A 22,917-nucleotide genomic window follows, 5' to 3' on the forward strand; every position below is an offset into this window, starting at 1 on the left:
CCTCATTCCCCGGCCCGGACGGCGATGCCGGCTTGGTCCAGTGCATCGCGCAGCGCGCGGGCCAGGCTCAGCGCTGCGGGCGTGTCGCCGTGCAGGCACAGGGTCTGCACGTGCAGCTCGAGCAGTTCGCCGGTGCGGGCGGTGACCGTGTGCGTGCGCACGATCTGCAGCGCCTGGGCGATCAGCGCCGCCGGTCGGCCGAGAACCGCGCCCGGGAGGTTGCGTGGCGCCAGACCGCCATCGGCCTGATAGGCGCGATCGGCAAAGCCCTCGGCGACAAAGCGCAAACCCGTGTGTGCTGCCGCCTCTGCCAGGGCGGAGCGCGGCGGTCCCAGCAATTCGCCGATCCGGGCATCGATGGCGAGCCGAGCAACGAGCATCGCCAGGGCGGGATCAGCGGCGGCATCGTTGTAGAGGGCGCCATGCGGCTTGAGATGGCGGACCCGGCTGCCCTGGGCGGTCGCTATCGAGACCAGTGCGGTGACCTGGGCGCTGAGTGAATCGGCCAGGGCGGAACGGGAGATCGCCATGCTTTGCCGTCCGAACCCGGCGCGATCCGGATAGGAAGGGTGGGCGCCGATGCCGACATCCCGTCGGGCGGCCGCGTCTACCGTCGCCGCCATCGACTCCGGGTCGCCGGCATGGCCGCCGCAGGCGATGTTGCAGCGACTGACCAGGGCCAGCAGCGCAGCATCGAGGTCGCGACCGGCGCGGCCGGGCAGTTCGCCGAGATCGGCGTTCAGACAGATCGATCCGTTCATGGCCAAAGGCCCAATGCCCGCAGCACCAGGCGCAGACCCAGGCCGATGGTCACCAGCAGCACCGCGGCGCCGAGCAGGTTGCTGGCCGGGCCGTTGCGGTGCCGACCCAGCAGGTCGGCACGGTTCATGGTGTACAGGAGGAAGCCGGCGACCACTGGCAAGAGGATACCGTTGGCCACCTGGGCGAGCAGGATCAGGCGGACCGGGGAAAGACCGAGCAGGGCGACCGCCGTGCCGACCAGCAGGACGGCCAGCGCCACGCCCCTGAACAGGGCGCCGCGTGGCGGTCGGCCGGCGACCTCGGCGACTGCGTAGGCCGCCGCCAATGGCGCGGTGATGGCGCTGGTCAGGCCGGCCGCGAACAGGCCGGCCCCGACCAGCCAGCGCGCCGCCGTCCCGAACACCGGTTCGATCGAACGCGCCAGGTCGGCACCGCTGGTCACGGTCGCGCCGGTGCCGAACACGGTCGCGGCGGCGGTGGCCAGGATGAGGATCGAGACCAGGCCGCCCAGTCCGACGCTGGCGCCGGTGTCGATCCGCGCTGCGGCCAGGGCGTCGCCATCGCTCGCGGACCAGCGCTCGCGCGCTGCCGCGGCATGCAGGAACAGGTTGTAGGGCACGATCGTGGTACCGATCAGGGCGACCGCAGTGAGCAGCCCTCCGGCCGGCACCTTCGGCACCAGGCCGGCGAACAGCGCAGACAGATCGGGCCGGACCAGCACCGCGCTGCCCGCGAAGGCCAGGGCCATGACCGCGACCAGGACCAGCAGCACACGCTCGATACGGCGGTAGCTGGCGCTCATCAGCGCAAGAGCCGCCAACAGGGCCAGCACGGCCACCACGAGCCTGCGATCGACAGGCCCGACCAGGGCCTCGACACCCAGGGACGCGCCGGTCAGGTTGCCGGCCTGGTAGGCGCTGTTGCCGATGCCCAGTGCGACCAGCACCAGCAGCGCAACAGCCCAGCGCAGCGGGCGGGCGCCGGCGCCGGCCATCAGGGCCTCGCCCAGGCCCAGCCGGGCCCCGACACCCAGCCGCGCCGACATCTCCTGCAACACCACGGTCGCCACGGTGGCGAACACCAGGGCCCACACCAGGGCCATGCCGAAGTCGGCGCCCGCCACGGTGCAGGCGGTGACCGTGCCGGGTCCGATGAAGGCGGCAGCGACCAGGGCACCGGGACCGATGGACAGCTTGGCCATGGGGAGTCGGGGCGAGGAGAGGCGCAAGCCTAGCAGGCCGTCGATACGCGTCCTGCGGGCAGCGGCCATGAATGGCAGCCCGGCGAAGCGACAAGGCGAGCGGTCGTCTCGCCGGGATCGCGTCGGCAAGTGTGCCGGCTGGGCGAGCGGAGATGGCGGGCGGGACCTTTGCGTTTCACAAGGCTGTGGATGGGTCTCGTCGGACCTGCCGCATGCATTCCGGAGGATCCTTGCCCCCATGCGGAACTGCCCGCCGTCGCGACAGCGAAGTCGAAGCCGCGGTACCTTCCTACCTCATGTCCCGCCCGGCGTCGGGGATCGAGCGGGCTTGCCTGACGCCCGGCGATCCGGGTTCGTTGCTGATGAACGGGTGGAAGCTGCGAATGGTGTGCGATCGGAACCGGAGTCCGGCATCCAGGTGAAACGGCCAGCGCCCACCTGCCGTGTATTGCGTGCGTCCCACCTGATCGGTTGGCTGGTGCTTGCGCTTGCACTGTCCTCTTGCCGGACGGCGCGCGAAGGCGAGTGGTACAGCGATTGGGACCGCGCGGGCGCCTGCCGGGCGCCGGGCGTGCACGCGCCCTGGGGGGCGACGCCCGCGGGGACCCGCCTTGGCGCCTGCCAGGGCCACGAGGGTCGCCACCTGTGGGTGCTCTACGTGGCCGACTGGTGCAGCGCGAGCCGGCAACAGCAGGCCTGGGCGGCGCAGGCCTTCCGCGCGTTTCCCGAGGCTGCGTCCGTCGCCGTGGTGCTGACCGGCGGTGCACAGGTCTTCGAGGCAGCGACGCCGGGCGATGCGCTCGCCTGGAGCGTCGCGCTCGGCGTGCCTGCCGACCGGGTGGCGGTGGAGGAGGAAAGCACGCGGACGGTACCGCAGCATCTGCTGCTGGGGCCGGATGGCCGCACGCTCTGGCGGTACATCGGGGTGCTCGAGGCCGACCGGATGGTCCAGGTGTTCGAGGACTTCCGCAGCGGCCGACGACGCCCCGACATCAGGTGACCGGGCCACGACGGCGCAGGTCGGGGGTGCGGAGCGACCCGGGCGCATCGCCGCCCGGCATTCCCGTCCCAGCGCGTCTTGCCAGGGCGCGCAGAGGTGGTGCAGTCTCGGGGCATGGCCGAACAGCCACTGACCCTGATCGATCCCGCCCGGGGACCGGGCGATCCGCCCTGGCAGGCGGTGGACGACCCCGTCATGGGCGGACGTTCGCATGGACAGGTACTGTTCGAGTCGGGCGTGATGCGCTTCACCGGCGAGCTGTCCTTGGCGGGGGGCGGCGGCTTCTCGTCGGTGCGCACCGTGGGCCGGACCTGGAACCTGGCCGGCCGCACCGCGCTGCTGCTGACCGTGCGGGGAGACGGACGCGAATACCAGTTGCGCCTTCACGACGGCGCGCTCTGGCAGGGCCGGCGCGTCGGTCATGGCTGCCGGTTCGTCGCCCATGCCGGGCCATGGCAACAGGTCGAGGTCGAGCTGGATGCGCTGGTGCCGATGTGCCGGGGAGAGAAGGTGCCGGCGCCGCGTCTGGAGCGCAGTCGGGTGCTCGACCTTGGCCTGCTGATCGCCGATCGCCGCGCCGGTCCTTTCTCGCTGGAGGTGGCCGGCATCCAGGCACGTTGACGGCGTGCACCGGCCGCAGGCGAAGGCTCAGGTGGCCTGCCGGGTGACCTTGTCGAGCAGGCCCATGCCCACCGCCGAGACGACGAAGGTCAGGTGGATGACCACGTACCACATCAGCTTGTCGCTTTCGGTGCCCGGCACGTTCATGAACACCTTCAGCAGGTGGATCGAGGAGATCGCCACGATCGAGGAGGCGACCTTGTTCTTGAGGTTGGTGTAGTCCATCTTGCCCAGCCAGCCCAGCTTCTGGCCGTCGCCGGCGGCGGTGTCCAGGCGCGACACGAAGCTCTCGTAGCTGGACAGCATGACCATCACCAGCAGGCCGCCGACCAGGGCCAGGTCGATCAGCGAGAGCACCACCAGCACCAGGTCGGCCTCGGCCATCTCGAACACCCGGGGCAGGACATGGAACACCTCCTGGAAGAACTTAAGGCCGAGCGCCAGCACCGCCAGGCTCAGGCCCAGGTAGATCGGCGCCAGGATCCAGCGGGCGGCATACAGGGTGCGTTCGACCAGGCGTTCGATCATTTTGGCCGGCAGTTCGGGGCGGACTGAGGGGGCGCCATTCCAGGCGCAAGGTCCAACCATGGGCAGGGCCGGAAGCCCCGGGTCGACACCGGCGATTGATCCTTCACGCCGCCCGGTGCAGGCTGGGACCCTCCTTCCCGGACGGCCCCGCCAATGACGCTCCCAGATCGGACCCGTGCGCGCGATTTCGACCCCCAGGTGCTGATCGCGTTCGACGCCTACGTGCATGGCGAGCTGGACCGCCGCGGCTTCCTGCGCCGGCTCGGGCAACTGGTCGGCAGCGCCGCGGCGGCCGGCGTCGCGGCCGCGCTGATGCCGCGCTTCGTCCAGGCCCGGCAGGTGGCCGAGGACGATCCCCGGATCGAGGCCGGCTACGTGGGTTTCGACGCTCCCCGTGGCAACGGCAGCGGGCGCGGCTACCTGGTTCGGCCGGTGGCCGCCGAGGCTCCGCTGCCACTGGTGCTGGTGGCCCACGAGAACCGGGGCCTCAATCCGCACATCGAGGATGTCGCACGGCGCCTGGCCCTGGCCGGCCACATCGCCTTCGCGCCGGATGCGCTGTTCCCGCTCGGCGGCTATCCGGGCGACGAGGACCAGGCTCGTGCGCTGTTCGCGACGCTGGACCAGGAGCGGACCCGGCACGACTTCCTCGCTGCCATCGACCACCTCGCGGCTGTCGAGGGCGGCAACGGGCGGATGGGCGCGGTCGGCTTCTGCTGGGGCGGCGCCATGGTCAACTTCCTGGCCACGCGGGTGCCGTCGCTGCGCGCCGTCGTGCCCTTCTACGGCGGCCCCGCGCCGCTCGACGACGTGCCGGCGATCCGTGCCGAACTGCTGGTGGTGCTGGCCAGCGACGACCCCCGTGTCAACGACGCCTGGCCGGCCTACCGCGAGGCCCTGGATGCCGCCGATGTCGCCTGGTCGCTGTTCCAGCCCGACGACACCCTGCACGGCTTCCACAACGACACCACACCCCGCTACTCCGAGGGCCCGGCCCGCGAGGCCTGGTCGCGTACCCTGGCCCTGTTCGACCGAACGCTGCGCTGACCGGCCTATCAGCAGGCGTCCTCGCGGCCATAGCCGGGTCGCGCGGTGCGCGGCGTCGGCGCCAATCTGCGCGCGACGGCGAGTCCGTGCAGCAGCGGGAGCGCTGCCAGCAGGCCGACACCGGCCAGGGGCAGGATCAGCAGCCACTGCCCGGGCGATAGTGGCCGCGTCATCAGCACCGCGCTGGCCGCCGGCACCTGCAGCAGGACGATGCTCGCGAGGGTCGCCAGCGCCAGGCCGCGCGCCACCCGGGTGCGCAGCCGGGTGAGCGCGGTCAGATACCCGGCCATCATCAGCAGCAGCACCGCCAGGGCCAGGCTGCGCGCCGCCGGCACTTCGGCGCCCGCTGCCAGGCCGGCCTGGTAGGCGACCGCGACCGCCGCGGTCGCCACCGTGCCCGCCAGCAGAAGTCGCGGCACGGTGCCCGTGGGGAACAGCGCATGGCGCCCGCGCGGCGGCGCGCGGTGGCGGAGGTCGGCGGCCTGCTGGAAGGCCAGCAGGGCGGTCGGGTGGATGACCAGCTCCAGCCAGACGACGTGGATGGGCAGAAACAGCAGCGGCTGGCCGAGCAGGGGCAACAGCGCGGCGCTGGCCACGAACGGCATGTGCACAAGCAGCAGATAGACGAAGGCGAGCTGCAGGTTGCGGAACAGTTGCCGGCCCTCGGCGACCGCACCGGCCAGGGTGGCCAGTGCATCGTCGAGCAATACGATGGCAGCGACCTCGCGGGCCGGCCGGGTGCCGCGCTCGCCCATCGCGATGCCGATGTCGGCAGCCTCCAGGGCGGGGACGTCGTTGACGCCGTCGCCGGTGACCGCGACGGTGTGACCGCGTGCCTGCAGCGCGCGCACCAGATCCAGCTTGTCGCGCGGCGTGGCACGGGCGACCACGTCGACGGCAGCCAGGTCATCGGCCGCCCCGGCCCCATCGCCCGGCACGCGGATCGCCGGATCGCCGCCGCCCAGGCCCAGCGCAAGGGCGATGGCGCGCGCCGTGTCCGGATGGTCGCCGGTGACCATCACCACGCGGATGCCTTGCGTCTGGCAGGCCTGGACCGCGTCCCGGGCGTCAGCGCGCAGCGGATCGGCGAAGGCGAGCAGGCCGGCGGGCAGGAAGCCATGCGTCGGCTCTTCGGTCGGTTCGCTGCCCGGCGGTAGCGGGCGCTGCGCGCAGGCGATCACCTTCTGGCCCTGGCTGGCGAGGTCGGCGACCCGCGCCAGCCAGCGTGCCTGCGTCGCAGGGTCCAGCGTGCAATGCGCGAACACCTGTTCCGGCGCGCCCTTCAGGACGCCGGCCAGTCCGCCGTCGGGCAGGCGCAACAGGGCGAATTCCCGGCGGCGCGCCTCGGTGAACGGCACGCCGCCGAGCCGCTCGCCAGCGCGCCCGGCGGTCGCCGCCAGCACAGCGCGGTCCAGGGCATCGATGCTGTCGGCGCGGATCGAGGCGGCGACCAGGGCGAGCAGGCCGGCCGGGTCGGCACCGTCGGCCGGATGGCTGCCGACCAGGCGAAGCTGGCCTTCGGTGAGGGTGCCAGTCTTGTCGCTGCACAGCACGTCGACCCGGCCGATCGCCTCCACCGCCACGGCCCGGCGCACCAGCGCCTGGCGGCGCGCCAGCCGGAACACGCCGACGCCCAGGAACACTGAAAGCACGACCGGGAATTCCTCGGGCAGCGCGGCGATCGCGAGGGTGAGCGCGCTCAGCAGGGCGTCCACGGGACCGTGGCCTTGGGCCAGGCGAACCGCAGCGAGCGCCAGGCACAGGACGGTGGCCGCGAGCACCATCATTGCCACCAGCCGTGTCACTGAGCGCTGCAGCGGCGTGCGCGACTTCGGACCGGTGCGCGCCAGTTCAACGATCTCGCCATAGCGGGTGGCCGTGCCGGTGCAGGCCACGCGCATTCGTGCCGTACCCGAGAGCAGGCGCGTTCCGGCCAGCAACCAGTGCTCAGTCGCTGCGCGGTCGCCAGCCGGCAGGGGCAGGGGCCGCTTGCGGACCGGCAGCGACTCGCCGGTCAGCGAGGATTCGTCGACCTGGAGGTCCGCGCCGGACATCACCAGGCCATCGGCCGGGCACCAGGCGCCATCGGTCAGCTCGACCAGGTCGCCGGGAACCAGGGCGCGCGCCGGCAGCTGCTGCCATCGACCGTCGCGCAGGACCGTGGCATGCGCGGCGAGGCGGCTGGCCAGGCCCTGGGTCGACGCCAGGGTGCGCCGGTGCAGCCAGGCATCCATACCGAGCAGCGGCACGATCGCCAGCAGCAGGATGGCCGCCTCCAGGCGGTCGCCGATGATCCAGAACAAGCCGCTGGTGACCAGCAGGAACCAGGGCATGGGGTCGCGGGCAGCATCGCGCAGGGCCTGCCAGGTGCGGTGCGGTACGTCGGCGACGATGTCGTTGGCACCGTGGCGCCGGAGGCGCGACTCCGCATCCGCGCTGCCAAGACCGGTCTCGCCAGCCAGCCCGACAAGCACGGCCTCGGGGATGCTTCGCGCAGTCACCAGCGGCATCCCCGGCCGACCCTGGTGTGGGCACCAGCGACGGCGATCGGCCCGGAACAGGATGGGAGCGGACGGGTGCGTCGCAGCATGCCGGCAGTCTAGCCCGGATGTTTCAATGGGCCGCTACGGCGGGCGCCGAACTTCGCGCCGTGGCACGGGTCCTCCTGGCCGGATCGACGGACTGTCGGCCACGGCATCGCCGTTCAACGGTCCGCCGCCCGCACCGCATCGAAGTCCCGGTGGCCTCGCCACGCCTTCCCATGAGCCCTCCGGACAGGTCCGGCCACGGACTGACCTGGGTCAGTGCCCGCCGCGCCCGCTTGAAGGACAGTGCCGGGAACGGCCCGTTCGGGCCGCCTCGATGGAAACCTCCGCCCATGGAATACCGCATCGTCCTGGACCGCTGGGAGATCGAACCCGAACAGGTGCGTCAGGCCCTGGCCGCACTGGACCCGGCGGCCCTGGCCGACCTGTCCGCTGGCGGTCGGCTGCTGCGCATCGCCACGACGCTGGACGCCGACACCGTGCGAGCTCGCCTGGCCCAGGCCGGGCTGCCGGATGCGCTGGGGCAACTCGTGCTTGCGCCCTCGGTGTGCTGCGGTGGCTGTTCGGGCTGAGCACCGCCGGACTATGCGGTCTCGCGGGGTTGGTTAGCATGACGGCGCCCCCCAGCATCCGGAGACCGGCATGTCCACGATCCTCATCACCGGCGCCAACCGCGGTATCGGCCTGGCACTGGTCCGCCACTACCGCGAGCGCGGCGACCAGGTCATCGGCGTGTGCCGGACCGGCAGCGCGGCGCTGGCCGCAAGCGGTGCCCGTGTCGAAGCGGGGGTCGACGTCACCGACGGCGCGGCGGTCGCTGCGCTGGCCGGCCGCCTTGCGGGGCAGGCGATCGACGTGCTGATCCTCAACGCTGGAATCCTGGAGCGCGAGCCGCGTGACGGCGTGGACGAGGCCGGCTTCGACGCCATGCGCCGGCAGTTCGAAGTCAACGCCCTGGCCCCGCTGCGCGTGACCCAGGCGCTGGCCGGCAATCTCGGCCCGGGCGCGCGCATCGGCATCATCACCAGCCGCATGGGCTCGATCGCCGACAACGGCTCCGGCGGCTATTACGGGTACAGGGCATCGAAGGCGGCAGTCAACGCGATCGGCCGCTCGCTGGCGGTGGACCTGAAGGCGCGCGGTATCGCCGTGTTCCTTCTGCATCCGGGGCATGTCGCCACGGACATGGTCGGTGGCACGGGCGACATCCAGCCCGCCCAGGCCGCCGCCAACCTGGTGGCGCGGCTGGACAGCCTTGGCCTGGAGCAGTCTGGGAGCTTCTGGCATGCCAATGGATCGCCCCTGCCCTGGTAGACGGCTGGCGGCGTGCCGCCGTTGGTGACGATGCAGGCGCAGGCCAACGGACAGTGGTCCGGACGGGCCAACCTTGTCATGATCCTGCTCAGCAGCCACCGGGTCAGTCCTGGAGGCGGCCCGGGCGGCTCGGGTGTCCAGGCGCACGTCCGCCAGGGAGCGGTCCGAGGTTCACGGAAGGTCCCGATGGGCGGGCCTTACCCGGCGTGTCGACAGGGGAGGGCTTGGTGTGGGCTGGATACACGATCAGGACGAGCTCCAGACGCAGGTCAGGTACCGGCTGATCCGGGAGCGCTTCGTCGACCACATGTGGCGGGGCGCCTTGCTGCTCGGACTGGTCGGTGTCCCTGTCTCCCTGATCCGTGTCCCGGAGATCGGACTGCAGCCGACCATGGTCCTGCATACCGTGATGTTGTCGGTTTCCCTCCTGGTGAACCTGTACCTGAACCGGATCGGCCCGGGCACCAAGGGTCTGCTGCTGGTCCTGCTGTTCTGGCTCTCAGGGTTGGGGGGACTCCTCAATTTCGGGATGCTGGCCGCCTCTCTGTGGTTCCTCGCTTTTGCCGCCATGGTGGCCGGAACGGTCTGGTCCCTTCGGGCTGGCATCGCTACATCGGTGGCTGCCTTGCTTGCGATTCTTCTTGCCGGTGCGGGGTTCACCCAGGGTTGGCTGCAGATGCCGGTCGATGCCTCCGACTATGTGCTCAGCGGCGGCGCCTGGTTGAATCTCGCAGTCGGGTTCGGACTGGTGCTCATGGTCATGCTGATCGGCCTGGGGAGCTATCAGACGGCCGTCAAGGCATTGCTCACGGAGATCGACGACCAGCGCCGGGAAATCCAGCACCTGGCGACGCTCGACGCACTGACCGGCCTGCCCACGCTCAGGCTGGCCCGCGATCGCATCGAGATGGCGTTGCAAGGCGCAACGCGGAGCCGTCTGGAAGTCGCCTTGCTGTTCATCGATCTCGACCGCTTCAAGGCGGTCAACGACCGTCACGGCCACGAGGCCGGCGACGCCGTGCTCTGCGAGGTCGCGCGTCGCCTGACGGCGTTGCTCCGGCCCGGCGACACCGCCGCCCGGGTCGGAGGTGACGAGTTCCTGGTGCTGCTGGTGCCGCCCACTGGACGGGATGAGGCTGGCGAAGTTGCGCAGCGGATCGAGGAGGCGCTGGCCTGGCCACTGCCCTGGCAGGGGCAGCCGCTGCGCATCGGCGCGAGCGTGGGAATCGCCGTCTACCCACAGGATGGCCGGACTGCGCAGGATCTCCGGCGCCACGCCGACGCGGCAATGTACGACAGCAAGCGCCTCAGGACGGCCTGAGCGCCACGTTCGACACGATGCGGCTGGGAAGGCGCTGGTGGGTGGCCCGGTTGCGCGGGGACCGGCTTCTTTCCCGGCTTCGACAGGTCGTGCCTGTCGTGGAGGAGCCCGCAGCGTCGGAGCATCGCGCTTGACCCCCGCTGCCGGGGCGCCGCAGGATCGCCGCAACTCCCGGAGTCCTGCGCCATGCCGATCCTGTCGATGACCGTGCGTCTCCTGCTGGCACTGCTGCTGACCGCCGCTGCGCCTGTGAATGGCGAGGCTCCGCCAGGGACAGGCGAGGAGGCGGTCGGCTACAGCACGCTGGTCGACCTCGCCGAGGCGCTTGCCGTGCTGCGTCGTCCCGAGGCGGGGCCTGATGGCCTGGTCGACCACGGCGCCGCCGCCGTTGCCGCTCGGCGCGCCAGACTGAAGGCATTGCAGGCGCGCCATGCCGGGATCGACGTGGCGGACTGGCCGCGGGCACGGCAGGTGGACTGGCTGGCTCTGCGTGCGCAGCTCGACGAGCACGACTTCCTGCTCCATGTCCAGCAACCCTGGGCGCGCGATCCGGGCTTCTACCTGGACCAGGTGCTGCGGCCGACCTTCACGGCGCTCCCAGCGCCCGAAGGGCAACGTGAGGTTCTGGCCGGCACGCTGGATCGGGTGCCACTCCTGCTGGCCGCCGCGACGCGCAACCTCGAGCCGGCGCTGGTTCCAGCCGATTTCGCGACGCTGGCGTTGTTCAACATCGAAAACGCCGATGGCGTCGGCCATGGCCATCCCTTCCGCGCGGTGCCGCCGGTGGGCATCCTGGGCTGGTACGAGGACCTGCTCGGCCGGGCGCGCCGGCACCAGCCGGACCTGGCACCCCAGGTAGAGGCGGCGCGCGATGCCGTCGCAGGCTTTCGCGACTGGCTTGCCGGGCAATCGACGGCGATGACGGCACGCGCCGGATTCGGCGAAACCCTGTTCGACTGGTACCTGCGCCATGTCAAGTACATGCCCTACAGCGCGCGCGAGATCGAGCGGATGGGGCAGCGCGAGCTTGACCGGGTCTGGGCAGCGCGCACCCTCGAGCGGCATCGCAACCGCGACCTGCCCGAGTTGCTGCCTGCCTCGGGCCGCGACGACTACGAGGCGCGGGTCGCCGCAGTGGACGCCGACATCCGCGCGTTCCTGCACGAACAGGCGATCCTCAGCATTCCGGCCGTCGTGCCGGGCGACTTCCGGCAGGTCGGCTTCAACGTCCCCTGGATCGAACGGCCGGGCGGGCCGAATTTCTGGGAATATGTGCAGTACCGCGACCCCTCGCCGGACCACTGGCATGCGGTGATCCCCGGCCACCGCTTCGATGCCCTGGTGCTGGCCGGAAACCGCCATCCGGTGCGCCGGCACCTGCGCGACGGCGGCCGCGCCGAGGGTTGGGCCCTCTACCTGGAGGAGGCCGGCCTGCAACTGGGCTTCTACGAGCGCACCGGGCGGCCGCGCACGCGCGAGCTGATCTGGGACTTCGCGATCTTCCGGGCGGCGCGCACGGTTGGCGATGTCCGCCTTCAGCTCAACGAGACCGACAGCCGACAGGTGGCTGCGTGGTGGCGGTCGCTGACGCCCAACCTCGACGATGATGTCGCCCGTGTCGATGCGGAAATCTACCTGCGCCGCCCCCCGGGCTACGGGTTGGGCTACACCGTGGGCGCCTTCCAGATGCAGAAGGTGCTCGGCGAGCGTGCCCGGCAGCTCGGCGACGACTTCGTGCTCGGGGATTTCCATGATGCGTTCATGGCGGCAGGTGGCATTCCCATTGCCCTGTTCCGCTACGAACTGACCGGCCTGGACGACGAGGTGCGCGGGCTCTGGCGGCGGCCGCCGCTCGCCGACCTGCTCGCCAACAGGGAGGGCGCAGCGGGCGCCTCCACCCAGCCCTCAGCGGCGGACCTCCACTCCGGCGGCTGAGCTTAGCGGAGAACCCGAAGAGCAGCCCGAACAGGACGCATGGCGAGACCATCGATCCCGCGCCGTGGCGCGAGCCGCGGATCATTGGACACTGAAGGCGAAGTCGGCCCTGCGTCGAGCCCGCCACAGGGAGAAGACTGCGCCACGGCGTGAAGGTGGGAAGCCGCAGGAGCGGCCTTGCCAGACATCCAGGTTGGCATGCCGGAGACGGCACGCCCGGGAGATGTCCTGCGTCCGGAGGCGCCGGGCGGCACCGAGCCGTCGACGCGCCGCCCTTGCGTCGATGAGCGCCCTTCCGGGCGATGCCTCGGAAGAATCCGACGCCAGGCCGCGCGCTGTTCGGATGCCTGCCCGGGCGCTGACGGGCACGCTGTCCGGCATGGGGCCAGGACAGGCGGGGCAGTCATGGATCTTCGCGCATCACCAGCCGATTTCGCGGTGTTCCACCTCAGCACGCGGGGCTGTCGTCGCGAGCCCGCCTTCCTCGACGATTTCGACCGCAGGTGCCTGCTTGCCGTGGCGTCCGGTCTGGCTGCCCGGCTGAAGGTGGCTGTTCATGCCTATGTCCTGCTCGACGATCGCCTCCATCTGCTTGCGTCGGCATGCGACGCCACCGCGCCGGTACGACTCTGGCGCCGGCTCATGGCAGTTCACCGGCTGGCCTGGCGGCGGCGCCACGGCCGGCCGCCACCGGCCTGGCTGGACGTGCTGCGCGCCTGCCGGGTGGACTCCGTGCGCCACCTGCTGGTCGTCCACCGGTTCATTGAAAACCTGCCTCTGTCGGACGGCATCGTCCACGCGCCCGCGCACTACCGGTGGTCCAGTGCCCGTGCCAGCCTCGGCGCCCGGCTCGACCCGCTGCTGACCTGGCACCCGGCCTTCCTGGCCCTGGCAACCACCCCGGGCCAACGCGCCCTGGTCTGGTCCGGCTGGCTGGCTCGCGATGGCGAGGACGCGCCCAGGCGCCTGGGCGGCTGTCTGGTTCGCGATCAGGCCCTGGGCACCCCCGCGCTCGCCCGGATGCTGGCGCGTCTTTCGGAGTCGGCGAGTGCCGCTGGAGCGCGGGGTGCCGCTCAGGGCGCCGGATCACTCCCGCCGCGCACCAGCCAGAGGGCGAACAGTGCCGCCGTCACGAACATTATCAGGCTGTAGATGGCCGCGGGGATCGCCATGGCAGCGCTGCCCAGGACGTTCAACGCAATGTAGATGGCCAGCGTGCCGTTGTGGATGCCGATCTCCATGGCGATGGCGATCGCCTGCCGGCGTGGCAGGCGCAGCGCCAGCGGCGCCGCGTAGCCGGTTCCCATGCTGGCCAGGTTGAACGCCAGGCAGGCAAGGCCGACCGCACCCAGGTAGGCGAGCAGGGTGCTCCAGGCCTGTGCCACCGCGGCGACCACCAGCAGGACCAGGACAGCCACCGAAAGCACGCGCACCGGACCTTCCGCCCGTACCGCGAAGCCCGGCAGCGCGGCGCGCAGCACCATGCCGAGACTGACCGGGACGACGATGATCACAGCGACCTCGACGATCTTGGCGAAGGGCGGGGGAACGAACTGACCCGCGCCCATGAACCAGGTGAGCGCCAGGTTGAGAATCACCGGCAAGGTGATCAGGCACAGCAGGGAGTTGACGGCGGTCAGCGTGATGTTCAGGGCGACGTCGCCACGCGCCAGGTGGCTGTAGATGTTGGCGGTGGCGCCGCCCGGCGACGCCGCCAGGAGCATCAGGCCGACCGCCAGCTCGGGCGGCAGGCGCAACGCCAGCGCGATCCCGAATGCCGCCCAGGGCAGGACGCCGGTCTGCAGTGCCAGTCCGACCAGTACGGCCTTCGGATAGCGCGCGATACGGGCGAAGTCGCCGGCCGTCAGGCCCAGCCCGAGGCCGAACATGATCACGGCCAACGCCAGCGGCAACAGCACGGTGGTTACCAGTGTCGCCTGCATGCGGACTCCTTGGATGGCCTGAGGGACGCCTGGCCGTCGCCAGCGCGTGGGGCAGCCGGCCGTCGGTGCGAGGCACGCCGACGGACGGCTCAGCCCGGCTGGGTGGTTGCGTCCAGGGTGGCAAGAATGCCACGTGCGGCGGGCGCCTGGTCGGGCAGGGACGACCGGTTCGGAAGCCGCACCGTGTCGCCTGCCGCTACAGGCGCGTCGAACCAGGCGGGCAAGGCGTCGATCAGGTAGATCAGCCTCGACGGCGAAGCCGTTTCACGCGCAATCGGGGTCCAGCGGGCCAGATCGATGGGCTCCAGCCTTCCTTCCAGGCAGGCCGCCCGCCACATCAGGTTCAACACCTGGACCGGGGAATCGCCCGGGTCCGCCTCGACCCGGTCCGTACCCGTGAAACGCAGGGTGTCGCCGATCCCGTCCAGGCGCGTGGCGCGTCCATCGACGCGCAGCAGCAGTGGTCCGCCTTCGACCAGCATGAGCTGCCGTGCCACGCCCGGCAGCGCTGAAAACGGACCGGCCCGGGCGATCTCGGCCAGCGACAGGCGCCAGTCCCAAGGGCATCGCCCCGGATCGACGTTGCGGCAGGCACGGTGGCGTCCGGCCGCGATGACCCGCGTGAATCCGCCACCGTTGCTCCAGGGCTCGACCCTGTAGTCGTTGGCGGGCAGGACTCGCATGGCGGAGTTCTTTGATCGCGTCACGAACGCACCTTAGCGAATTGGCCTGCCCGATGGCTTCGCATCGGACGTACACGGCGCGACGCCCCTATCGGGCAGCGTGCCGCGACGACGCCCGGCAAGGCCGGCTGATCACGATGCCTGCGTGGCGCTGCCCGACCCGGTTGGCGCATCGGAAAACTGCCTGCCGGTTGCGGCCAGGGGTGCGCTCGGCGAGTCACTTGCACGTGCTGGCGAACCGCCGGGAACCTGTCCCGGCGCGGAAGCGTCATTGGACCGCTACTGGGGCCACTGAACCTCGCGCCGTGGCGTGGTCCGCTGCCGTTGACCGGTTCGACGCAGGGTGGACGCCGCCATGGCCGTTCAACGGTTCACTGTCTGCTCCTTGGCGCAATCTCGACGGCCTCGCTACCCATCCTCACGAAAGGTCCTGGTCAGGAGAACCAGGACGGTCGTTTCCCGACGGATCGAGGGAGCGGAAAGTCCGCTTGCTCAGGACCCCAGGATGCTGTCCGCCGACTGCGGGCAATTCTGGCGTATCCGTGCGCCGATGCGGTCGGCGAGCTGTCGGTCGAGCTGGGCGCGGTCCAGGCCGACCTCGCCCGCGAATCCGCCCAGGGACATGCGGGCGATCATGATGTGGCCGGCGAGGTTGGCGCAGCTTTCCTCACCGGGGGAAGCCGCCAGGCGCGCCTCGACGTAGCGGGCGGATACATCCACGTAGCAGACCTGGAATGCCTGGGCCGCGTCCGACCGGGCGGCGGGAGCGCTGCCCGCACGGCCGACGGCGAGCCCGACGACCACGCTGCAGCCATGGGTCGGGTTCTCGCCGCGACCGGCGCTGTCCCAGGCGGCTTGCAGGCGGTCGGCGTAGTCGCTCGGGAAGCTTGGTGCCCCGCTGCCGCCGCAGGCGGACAGCACGAGGGCGGACAGAAGGGCGATGGACAGCAGGTGCGTGCGAGGCATGGGCGGCTCCGGTGGGTGGGGTCAACGCCGTTAGCAACGCAGCCGGTGCCGCTGGACTGCCAGACACGGCCCTCCGAAGACGCTGGCCACGCCCGGGTGCCCCCCGGCCGAAGCTGGCGCGCGTGGCGCCAGACAGGACCGGCGGGGACGCGCCCCGGGTCGGGGCCGCTCAGTGCAGGCGGAACGAGACCGGCACCTGGACCCAGGCCGCCACGGGTCGACCCTGCTCGATGGCGGCCGAGAATCGCCACGCGCGCACAGCGAGCAGCGCCGCCTGGTCGAGTTCCCGATGGCCGCTGCTGGACAGCACCTCGATGGTGCGCACCTGGCCATCGTCGCCGACCAGGACGCGAAGCACGGCTTCGCCCTGCATGCCCCGGTTGCGGGCAACCACCGAATAGTGCGGCTGGCGGGTGCGAACCACCGTGACGCCGCGGTCGGCAGGTGCCGCCGTGACCGCAGCGCCCGGCTCGGCCCCGCTCAGCGGGATCGGAGCGGGTGGCAGGTCGGTGTGGGCCACCGGCAGGCGGGGCGCGACGACCTGGCTGGCGGCAGGACTCGCTCGATCCCTGCGCAACTGCGGCGTGTGCATGGGTGGCGGTTCCAGCACCGCTTCGAGGGCGGGCACCACAGGTGCCTCGATCGGTGGCGGCTCGACGATCTCCACCTGCAAGGTCGGCGGCGTTGCCGGGATCGGGTTGGCCGAAGGGGGAACCGTGGCCGCGAGCACCAGCAGTCCGGCTGCGACGACGTGCAGGTTGAGGGCGGCCGACATGGCGCCGACGCGGGGCCAGCGGATCGGTTCGGACACGAGAGTGCGGATGCTCATGGCGATGCTCCCTTCGGATGGCGTCCCTGCCCATGGGTCCTGGTCCGACTCTTACGCCCGCGCGGACCCACTGCCCATCCCCTCCGATCCTGTCATTGGGCCTGCAGTCAGCTTTTTCCCGCGGTCCGGGATCAGCCACGCCATCGGGTTGTGGCCTGCAACGAAAACTTCACTCGGCGTCCGTCGGCGCGCAGCTATGCTCCGCGCCCCACCCGCTGCGCAGCCGCGAACCCGATGCCCCTCCAGACAGTCCGACGCACTTTGCTGGCGATCACTTGGGCCCTGGTGGGCCTGGTGCCGACCGCACCCGCCTGGACATCCGATACCGCAGCCGACGACGGAGAAACGGTACTGGCCACCGTACTGGTGACCGGCGACCAGCCTGGTCCTGGTCTCTGGCGGGTCCGCAACGGCGACCACAGCCTTTGGTTGCTCGGCACCGTGTCGCCCCTGCCGCGGCGGATGCGCTGGATGTCGGACGAGGTGGAGGGTCGCATCGCGCTTTCCCAGGTGGTGATCTTTCCGCCCACGATGAACTTCGACAGCGGCATGGGACGGGTTCGTGGGCTGTTCCTGCTGCCGTCGTTGCTCAAGGCCAGGAACAATCCGGAGGGCGTGCTGCTTTCCGACCTGTTGCCAGCGCCCCTGTACGCGCGTTGGCAGGCGCTCAAGGCCAGGCACATGCCGAACAACCGCAGCGCAGAGCGATGGCGCCCGCTGTTCGCTGGCGACCGGCTGTACGCCGAGGCCATAAAGGGCGAAGGCTTGCGTGCCGGCGGCGTCGTGGGGCCGGTTGTCGTCCGCGCCGCACGCAGGCACGACGTTCCGGTGGAGCGGCCGTCGGTCAAGATCCGGATCGACGACCCGAGGGAGTTGCTGCGCCGCTTCTCGAGGACCGCGCTGGACGACACCAACTGCCTCGACCTGCTCATGGCCAGGCTGGAGCAGGATCTCGACAAGATGCGCGAGCGCGCCAATGCCTGGGCGGTCGGTGACCTGCAACGCCTGAAGGCGCTGGCCGGCGTGGAGGTGGGACGGGCCTGCATCGATGCGGTACTGCAATCGACGGTGGCTGCCGAACTGGGCATGGAAGACCTGCCCGGTCGGCTGCGCACTGCCTGGCTGGATACCGTGGACTCCGCCCTGTCCACCCACGTCAGCAGCTTCGGCATCATGCCTATCGAGTTCCTGCTCGGTGACGACGGCGTGCTGGCCACGCTGGCGGCGCGCGGCTACCTCGTCGAGTCGCCCGACGAGGAGCGGGCGGCCGGGGATCCGGTGGAGACCGACATGCAACCGGAGTGACAGCAACAGGCAACGGCCACTGCCTGCGGGCGTGGACGTGCGCGCGAAGGCGCGAATGGGTCAGAGGCGCAGTTGCCGGTCGCCGGGCCGGACGGGCGTCGTAACGGCGACCGGCGGAACTGCCAGGACGTTCGGCTCCTTCCATCGGCTGCCAGGCGCGCGACGCCCTGTCCGCACCCGCCCGGATCAGCGGGTCGGCCAGCCCGGACGGTCCAGGAGCGCGCACGGCGGGCCATCCAGACCCCATCGTGATGCGGGCGGCGCACCGTGGCAGGACGGCTGTGCAGCCGCGGGAACAGACCGGGCCGTCCACGGCCCCGAGATCCTCGGCCGCAGTAGCGGACTTGCGAATGATCCGGACTAGAATCCGGATGTATCCGCGGCGAAGCCGCGCGCTCGGGGGGAGTTGCCGATGCACCCACGGAACCTGCTGTTGGTGCTGTGCCTGCTTCCACTGGCTGCGGCCGCCGATTTTCCGGATATCGACGAAGGCTGCCTCGACTGCCATCGCCCCACCCGGGTCCGTCTGCAGATTCCGATCATCGAGGGCCAGAGCCGTGGTTACCTGCTGAACCAGCTCAGGCGCTTCCAGGAACGTCACCGCGACAGCTTCCCGATGTCCGCCCTGGTCGCCGGCATGTCGGAGCCCGACCTGGCGGCGCTGGCCGACGAGCTCTCATCGAGGTCGTGGCCGGACTTGCGGATCCGTGTCGAGGACGCGGCAGTGGAACGGGGCCGGGTCCGGATCGGACAGCTGGCCTGCGAGGCCTGTCATGGTCCGGCCTTCCTTGGCGAGGGCGACCTGCCGCGAATCGCCGGGCAGCATCCAGGCTACCTGCGACGGCAACTGGACGCCTTCGGCGAAAGCCATCGTCACCATCCGCCGTCCGGGACCGGCGCCCCGCTGACCCGGCTCAGCGCGCGCGATCGTGCCGACATCGCCGCCTTCCTCCACGCGGTCGCCGACCCGGGCGAGTAAGGGCAGGTCGACAGGCGCGCATGGCGCCTGCCGACTGCGGACGGGGCCGGCCTGCCTGGTCGTGGTCCGGGCCGTTCGTCTCCTGCACTTGTCCGGTGGGCAGGGTTCAAGGGCAGGAAAGGCTGATCTGTGCGCTGGCGGCTAGTCCGAACGGCGAGACGACTTCGACTGCCAGGACATGGTCGCCATCCTGGCCAGCCACGCAGGTGACGATCTGGTGTGGCGAGGTTGCGGCGGTGGGGTCGGGCAACATCAGCCCGCCAGTCGCAATCCATGCGTAGCCGAGGTTATCGCCCTGGGGCCAAGCCTCACAGTAGTAGCTTCCAGCATCCAGATGGCATTCGAGCCGGACTTCCGGTGGGGACACCCGGGAGGAGGTGCAGCGATGCAGCTCGAAATCGCAATCCTCGCCGCTCTGACCGATCTGGATTGCGTAGGTGTCGCCCGTGTCGCAGGACACGATGGAGCAGGACGGACTGGCCATGGCGCTGGCGGACGCCAGGGCCGAGGTCGAGAGGGCGAGGCGGGAGATCAAGGTGGAAATGGACATGCGGTACTCCGAGTAGGGGTGGTCAGCCGGGCGTCCCCCACGTCCGACGACTGTCTAACTCGGAAACCGGCAGCTCTCCCGATCAGCTTCGATCAGTTTTCTGACCGCTCGGCCTCCCGCCGGGCCAGATAGTCGAGCGCCTTCTCTCGGATGGCCCCGGCCCGACCACAGGCCAGGGGTGGTGCAGCTCCATGGCAGCCCGCCGCAGCCATGGCGCGTTCGGAAACATCCATCTGCCGTCTCACGTTCGAGAGGTTGCCAATCTCCGGACAGGCGGCCGCGCCCGGGCTGGCGACCAGGTCCAGCGCTTCCAGCGAGCGCTCGTGGCGCAGCAGCAGGTCTGCGAGGATCGAGCGGAACAGGCAGACACTGATATCGCCCGGCTCCTGGTGCTGCTCCCCGGATCGCAGCACCTCGCGCAGGATCGGTTCGGCTCGCGCGTCGCCATCGGGTAGCTTCATTGTGTAGAGGGCAAGGTTGTAGCCTGCGCGAAGCGTGTTGCGATGTCCTTCACCGAGCACATCCTTCCAGGCTGTCCAGGCGCGCTGGTACAGGTCTACCGCCTCCTGGTACTGGCCGAGGTGGAAGTGGGTCTCGCCCAGGGCGGTCCGGGCCAGGGCGGCCATGGCACTGTCGTCGCCGTAACTAACGATCAACCGCTCCATCACCGGTGCCAGGTCAGCCAACGCCTGTTCACCGCGACCGGCAGCCGCCATGGCATTCATTCGCCTGAGCTGGGTGCGGGCGACCCGTGGATGGTCATCGGCAAGTGTGCTGAGTTGCCAAGCCAGAGTCCCATCAAGTTCGGCCAGCATTTCCTCGAATCGTCGCATCAGGCGATACAGGTCGGCGATCCGCCAACGCGCCTCGGTGGCCAGCTCGTTGTCCGGACCGGCGTCGGCAACCGTCTGCAACACGTTTCGCAATCGCTCCTCCGCCAGGAGATATCGACCCGTGCGCGTTTCGAGCCATGCTTGCGCCACCGACCACTCCGGCGACTCGCCGCCACCCTCCAGTGCCTGTTGCTGCAGGAGGGCGTCGGCGGTCTCGACGTCACCGAGGTTCATGAGCGCCCGCGCCGCCACCAGGCGCAGGCGGGTGATCGTCGCGAAATCGGCGTCCGTCCGGTCGACCAGGGCGAGTGCGCGCTGCGCCAGGGCGGCGGCGCGCGAATCGGAGGACAGGTCGAATTCGACACCAGCCAGGGTGTCGGCGAGCTTGACGAACAGGGCCGGCTGGCTTTCCGCCACCGCTTCCAGACGGGGCAGGGCGGCGTCCAGCACCTGCCGGACGCGCATGTCGGCACCGGCGACGCGCGCCGGATCGGCGGCAAGGAAGGCGCCGCGCAGGACCTCGACGACGGCCTCCGCACGATCCCGCTCCAGGACGGCGGCGTTGCGTTGACGTGCCAGTTCGAAGGTCTGCATTGCCGTTGCCAGGGTGCCCGCAATAACCGCGAGGGCCAGAGCGGCGCCGAGCGACACGGCAACGCGGTTTCGCGCGACGAAACGGCCGATCCGGTAGGCGCGCTCACCCCGGCGGGCTTGGATGGGGCGGCGGTCGAGGTGCCGCTCGATGTCCGCGTCGAGTTCGGCGACGCTCGCGTAGCGATCTTCAGGGCGTTTCCGAAGACAGCGCAGAATGATCGTGTCGAGGTCGCCGGCAAGGCGCCTGGCCAGCGCCGCAGGCCCTGGAAGTGCTCGGGCAGCGGCGATCTGCGCGCTTCCGGCGCGCTGGCTGGGCGGCTGCGGTGGCACCTCGAGCAGCAGTCGTTCGATTTCTCCCGGGCGCAACCCCGAGGTGACGAACACCGGCTGGCCGGTCAGGAGTTCATAGGCCAGTGCGCCCAGGGCATAGACATCGCAGGCGACGCCGGTGGGCTCGCCCCTGAGCTGTTCGGGCGCGGCGTGGCCGGGCGTCAGGAACCGCTCGGTGGTCGCGGTGTGGGTGTCGTCCGCAGGGGCAAGCGACTTGCCGATCCCGAAGTCGAGCAGCTTGGGCTGCCCGCTGGCGGTCACCAGGACATTGCCGGGTTTGAGGTCCCGATGCACCACCAGGCGGCCATGGGCATGCGCCACCGCCGACAGGATCCGGCGCAGAAGCCGCAGCCGCTCCTCGATCCCGAGACTGCGCCGGTCGCACCAGTCCAGCAGGGGCTCGCCGTCGATCAGTTCCATGGCGACCCAGGGCGTCCCATCGGCGAGGCGTCCGGCATCGATGAAACCGCAGATGCCCGGGTGGTCGAGATGGGCGAGGAGGCGACGTTCGGTCGAAAAGCGCTCGAGCACGGCCGGCTGCAGACGGTCGCCACGCACCAGCTTCAGGGCGACCGGCGGCGCCTGCGGCACCTCGGCCCGCACCGCGCGGTAGACCTGGCCCATGCCGCCGCGCCCCAGAACCGCCTCGATCTGCCAGGGACCGACCCGCCCCCCTTCGGCAGAAAGTGCCACGGGCAGCAGGGCAAGGGCGCCCTCGGAAAGCGCCTGCAGGCCGGTTTCGCCCAGCGGGCTGGCACCCCCCCGGCCCACTTCGAGCAGAGCCAGCACCTCGGCGAGCAGGTCCGGATCGTCCGGGCAGGCGCGGATCAGGGCAGGCACCTGCTCGTCCGCGGGCAACCCGGCAGCGAGGTGGAACAGGTCCTGGAGCCGCTTCGCGCGTGCCTCCGCCATGGCCGGTCGAACCGCGCTCAGTGGGTCGAAAAGTCCAGTTGTCGGCCCAGCCACGCCCGTGCGAACCGCCACTGACGGCCGACCGTGGCGCTGGACGAGCCGAGCACTTCCGCCACCTCGTCGACGGTAAGGCCGGAGAAGACGCGCAGCTCGACCACCCGGGCGCACTCGGCATCCATGCGCTCGAGGCCGTCGAGGGCCTGGTCCAGCGCCAGCCAGTCGACGCCGTCCCGTTGGGTCGGCAATTCGCCCGACAGCTGCTCGTCCAGTGCGACCACCACCGTGCCGCCCCCGCGCTTGGCGCTGTGGCGCTGCCGGACATGGTCGACCAGGACCCGGCGGATCACCGTCGCGGCGATCGCGAAGAAATGGTTGCGGTCCTGCCAATCCACCCGCTGCTGCCTGTGCAGCCGTTCATACGCCTCGTGGGCGAGTTCGGTCGCGCGCAGGGTCGCCGGTCCGCCGCTTCGGAACAGCTGGGCGCGGGCCATGTCGTGCAGCACCGGATAGATGCGCTCGATCAGGGAGTTCTCGACACTGCGGTCGCCACGCTTCCAGGCATGCAGCAGGTCGGTGACGTCAGCGTCCATCGTCGGTGGTCCCGTTCCAAGACCCGCATGCTACAGGTGGCCGGGCGTGTCGGTGACAGCCCGGATTCGTGAACTTTCGTGGCGGAACCAGCCCCCCGGGGGGCGGCACGTGTGTGCCCCCCCCTCGA

22 protein-coding genes are annotated in these 22,917 nt (G+C 70.7%); 10 read left to right on the forward strand and 12 right to left on the reverse strand.

The window, feature by feature from the left end; all coding sequences use genetic code 11:
• Positions 1-2: 2 nt before the first annotated feature.
• Both pxpA and KF823_01355 read right to left on the reverse strand, forming a co-directional pair.
• Positions 3-761: a 5-oxoprolinase subunit PxpA gene (gene pxpA, locus KF823_01350; GenBank protein ID MBX3724549.1), complete on the reverse strand. Its 759-nt coding sequence runs from the start codon at positions 759-761 to the stop codon at positions 3-5.
• Complete coding sequence (locus tag KF823_01355) at positions 758-1,963, reverse strand: Nramp family divalent metal transporter (protein MBX3724550.1); 1,206 nt, start codon at positions 1,961-1,963, stop codon at positions 758-760. Before KF823_01355 ends, pxpA begins: the two co-directional genes overlap by 4 nt.
• A gap of 418 nt (positions 1,964-2,381) precedes the next feature.
• Between KF823_01355 and KF823_01360 the strand changes: the two genes are divergently transcribed.
• Together KF823_01360 and KF823_01365 are read left to right on the forward strand one after the other, a co-directional pair.
• On the forward strand, positions 2,382-2,963 hold the full coding sequence (locus KF823_01360) for a hypothetical protein (protein ID MBX3724551.1): 582 nt from the start codon (positions 2,382-2,384) through the stop codon (positions 2,961-2,963).
• A 114-nt stretch (positions 2,964-3,077) separates the two neighbouring features.
• The gene (locus tag KF823_01365) at positions 3,078-3,584 is read left to right on the forward strand and encodes a CIA30 family protein (protein MBX3724552.1); all 507 of its coding nucleotides are present in this window, start codon (positions 3,078-3,080) and stop codon (positions 3,582-3,584) included.
• Between the two features lie 27 nt (positions 3,585-3,611).
• On the opposite strand, the gene KF823_01370 is transcribed toward KF823_01365, so the two are convergent.
• On the reverse strand, positions 3,612-4,112 hold the full coding sequence (locus KF823_01370) for a TIGR00645 family protein (protein MBX3724553.1): 501 nt from the start codon (positions 4,110-4,112) through the stop codon (positions 3,612-3,614).
• A 153-nt stretch (positions 4,113-4,265) separates the two neighbouring features.
• On the opposite strand from KF823_01370, the gene KF823_01375 reads away from it, so the two are divergent.
• Positions 4,266-5,159 (forward strand): dienelactone hydrolase family protein, encoded by an 894-nt coding sequence (locus KF823_01375; GenBank protein MBX3724554.1) that lies wholly within the window; start codon positions 4,266-4,268, stop codon positions 5,157-5,159.
• 8 nt (positions 5,160-5,167) lie between these two features.
• Here KF823_01375 and KF823_01380 read toward each other — a convergent pair whose 3' ends face one another.
• Positions 5,168-7,660 carry a cation-transporting P-type ATPase gene (locus tag KF823_01380; GenBank protein MBX3724555.1) on the reverse strand — a complete coding sequence of 831 codons (2,493 nt, stop codon included), beginning with the start codon at positions 7,658-7,660 and terminating at the stop codon, positions 5,168-5,170.
• 377 nt (positions 7,661-8,037) lie between these two features.
• On the opposite strand from KF823_01380, the gene KF823_01385 reads away from it, so the two are divergent.
• The 4 genes from KF823_01385 (at position 8,038) to KF823_01400 (ending at position 12,275) form a co-directional block, all read left to right on the forward strand.
• A complete protein-coding gene (locus tag KF823_01385) occupies positions 8,038-8,277 on the forward strand; it encodes a hypothetical protein (GenBank protein MBX3724556.1) in 240 nt (79 codons plus the stop codon).
• Positions 8,278-8,347: 70 nt separating this feature from the next.
• On the forward strand, positions 8,348-9,019 hold the full coding sequence (locus tag KF823_01390) for an SDR family oxidoreductase (GenBank protein MBX3724557.1): 672 nt from the start codon (positions 8,348-8,350) through the stop codon (positions 9,017-9,019).
• Between the two features lie 391 nt (positions 9,020-9,410).
• Complete coding sequence (locus KF823_01395; GenBank protein ID MBX3724558.1) at positions 9,411-10,340, forward strand: GGDEF domain-containing protein; 930 nt, start codon at positions 9,411-9,413, stop codon at positions 10,338-10,340.
• Between the two features lie 186 nt (positions 10,341-10,526).
• Positions 10,527-12,275 (forward strand): DUF885 family protein, encoded by a 1,749-nt coding sequence (locus tag KF823_01400; GenBank protein ID MBX3724559.1) that lies wholly within the window; start codon positions 10,527-10,529, stop codon positions 12,273-12,275.
• 420 nt (positions 12,276-12,695) lie between these two features.
• Here KF823_01400 and KF823_01405 read toward each other — a convergent pair whose 3' ends face one another.
• Positions 12,696-12,833, reverse strand: a complete 138-nt coding sequence (locus KF823_01405) for a hypothetical protein (GenBank protein ID MBX3724560.1) — start codon at positions 12,831-12,833, stop codon at positions 12,696-12,698.
• 84 nt (positions 12,834-12,917) lie between these two features.
• Here KF823_01405 and KF823_01410 point away from each other — a divergent pair, with 84 nt between their 5' ends.
• Entirely contained in the window at positions 12,918-13,427 is a 510-nt protein-coding gene (locus tag KF823_01410; GenBank protein MBX3724561.1) for a hypothetical protein, read from the forward strand.
• Here the strand turns inward: KF823_01410 and KF823_01415 are convergent.
• From KF823_01415 to KF823_01430, 4 genes are all read right to left on the reverse strand, one after another.
• Complete coding sequence (locus KF823_01415) at positions 13,349-14,218, reverse strand: bile acid:sodium symporter family protein (GenBank protein ID MBX3724562.1); 870 nt, start codon at positions 14,216-14,218, stop codon at positions 13,349-13,351. The two genes, KF823_01410 and KF823_01415, sit on opposite strands and share 79 nt — an antisense overlap.
• Before the next feature lie 89 nt (positions 14,219-14,307).
• Positions 14,308-14,901, reverse strand: coding sequence for a HutD family protein (locus tag KF823_01420; protein ID MBX3724563.1), 594 nt, complete (start codon positions 14,899-14,901; stop codon positions 14,308-14,310).
• A gap of 492 nt (positions 14,902-15,393) precedes the next feature.
• A complete protein-coding gene (locus tag KF823_01425; protein MBX3724564.1) occupies positions 15,394-15,867 on the reverse strand; it encodes a hypothetical protein in 474 nt (157 codons plus the stop codon).
• Between the two features lie 169 nt (positions 15,868-16,036).
• Entirely contained in the window at positions 16,037-16,696 is a 660-nt protein-coding gene (locus tag KF823_01430; protein MBX3724565.1) for an energy transducer TonB, read from the reverse strand.
• A 234-nt stretch (positions 16,697-16,930) separates the two neighbouring features.
• Between KF823_01430 and KF823_01435 the strand changes: the two genes are divergently transcribed.
• A complete protein-coding gene (locus tag KF823_01435) occupies positions 16,931-18,001 on the forward strand; it encodes a TraB/GumN family protein (GenBank protein ID MBX3724566.1) in 1,071 nt (356 codons plus the stop codon).
• 412 nt (positions 18,002-18,413) lie between these two features.
• A complete protein-coding gene (locus tag KF823_01440; GenBank protein MBX3724567.1) occupies positions 18,414-18,980 on the forward strand; it encodes a hypothetical protein in 567 nt (188 codons plus the stop codon).
• Positions 18,981-19,086: 106 nt separating this feature from the next.
• Here KF823_01440 and KF823_01445 read toward each other — a convergent pair whose 3' ends face one another.
• The 3 genes from KF823_01445 to KF823_01455 all read right to left on the reverse strand — a co-directional run bounded on the left by KF823_01445 (position 19,087) and on the right by KF823_01455 (position 22,789).
• A complete protein-coding gene (locus tag KF823_01445) occupies positions 19,087-19,530 on the reverse strand; it encodes a hypothetical protein (GenBank protein ID MBX3724568.1) in 444 nt (147 codons plus the stop codon).
• A 92-nt stretch (positions 19,531-19,622) separates the two neighbouring features.
• Positions 19,623-22,199, reverse strand: coding sequence for a serine/threonine protein kinase (locus tag KF823_01450; protein MBX3724569.1), 2,577 nt, complete (start codon positions 22,197-22,199; stop codon positions 19,623-19,625).
• A 17-nt stretch (positions 22,200-22,216) separates the two neighbouring features.
• Positions 22,217-22,789 carry a sigma-70 family RNA polymerase sigma factor gene (locus KF823_01455; protein MBX3724570.1) on the reverse strand — a complete coding sequence of 191 codons (573 nt, stop codon included), beginning with the start codon at positions 22,787-22,789 and terminating at the stop codon, positions 22,217-22,219.
• Between the last annotated feature and the right edge of the window lie 128 nt (positions 22,790-22,917).

Source organism: Lysobacterales bacterium (assembly GCA_019634735.1).
Classification (GTDB): Bacteria; Pseudomonadota; Gammaproteobacteria; order Xanthomonadales; family UBA2363; genus Pseudofulvimonas.

Bases quoted from the DNA above. Each gene is read 5' to 3' on its own strand.
- pxpA (MBX3724549.1), bottom strand. From the start codon at position 761: ATGAACGGATCGATCTGTCTGAACGCCGATCTCGGCGAACTGCCCGGC.
- KF823_01355 (MBX3724550.1), bottom strand. From the start codon at position 1,963: ATGGCCAAGCTGTCCATCGGTCCCGGTGCCCTGGTCGCTGCCGCCTTC.
- KF823_01365 (MBX3724552.1), top strand. From the start codon at position 3,078: ATGGCCGAACAGCCACTGACCCTGATCGATCCCGCCCGGGGACCGGGC.
- KF823_01370 (MBX3724553.1), bottom strand. From the start codon at position 4,112: ATGATCGAACGCCTGGTCGAACGCACCCTGTATGCCGCCCGCTGGATC.
- KF823_01375 (MBX3724554.1), top strand. From the start codon at position 4,266: ATGACGCTCCCAGATCGGACCCGTGCGCGCGATTTCGACCCCCAGGTG.
- KF823_01385 (MBX3724556.1), top strand. From the start codon at position 8,038: ATGGAATACCGCATCGTCCTGGACCGCTGGGAGATCGAACCCGAACAG.
- KF823_01390 (MBX3724557.1), top strand. From the start codon at position 8,348: ATGTCCACGATCCTCATCACCGGCGCCAACCGCGGTATCGGCCTGGCA.
- KF823_01395 (MBX3724558.1), top strand. From the start codon at position 9,411: ATGGTCCTGCATACCGTGATGTTGTCGGTTTCCCTCCTGGTGAACCTG.
- KF823_01400 (MBX3724559.1), top strand. From the start codon at position 10,527: ATGCCGATCCTGTCGATGACCGTGCGTCTCCTGCTGGCACTGCTGCTG.
- KF823_01405 (MBX3724560.1), bottom strand. From the start codon at position 12,833: ATGAACAGCCACCTTCAGCCGGGCAGCCAGACCGGACGCCACGGCAAG.
- KF823_01410 (MBX3724561.1), top strand. From the start codon at position 12,918: ATGGCAGTTCACCGGCTGGCCTGGCGGCGGCGCCACGGCCGGCCGCCA.
- KF823_01415 (MBX3724562.1), bottom strand. From the start codon at position 14,218: ATGCAGGCGACACTGGTAACCACCGTGCTGTTGCCGCTGGCGTTGGCC.
- KF823_01420 (MBX3724563.1), bottom strand. From the start codon at position 14,901: ATGCGAGTCCTGCCCGCCAACGACTACAGGGTCGAGCCCTGGAGCAAC.
- KF823_01425 (MBX3724564.1), bottom strand. From the start codon at position 15,867: ATGCCTCGCACGCACCTGCTGTCCATCGCCCTTCTGTCCGCCCTCGTG.
- KF823_01430 (MBX3724565.1), bottom strand. From the start codon at position 16,696: ATGAGCATCCGCACTCTCGTGTCCGAACCGATCCGCTGGCCCCGCGTC.
- KF823_01435 (MBX3724566.1), top strand. From the start codon at position 16,931: ATGCCCCTCCAGACAGTCCGACGCACTTTGCTGGCGATCACTTGGGCC.
- KF823_01440 (MBX3724567.1), top strand. From the start codon at position 18,414: ATGCACCCACGGAACCTGCTGTTGGTGCTGTGCCTGCTTCCACTGGCT.
- KF823_01445 (MBX3724568.1), bottom strand. From the start codon at position 19,530: ATGTCCATTTCCACCTTGATCTCCCGCCTCGCCCTCTCGACCTCGGCC.
- KF823_01450 (MBX3724569.1), bottom strand. From the start codon at position 22,199: ATGGCGGAGGCACGCGCGAAGCGGCTCCAGGACCTGTTCCACCTCGCT.
- KF823_01455 (MBX3724570.1), bottom strand. From the start codon at position 22,789: ATGGACGCTGACGTCACCGACCTGCTGCATGCCTGGAAGCGTGGCGAC.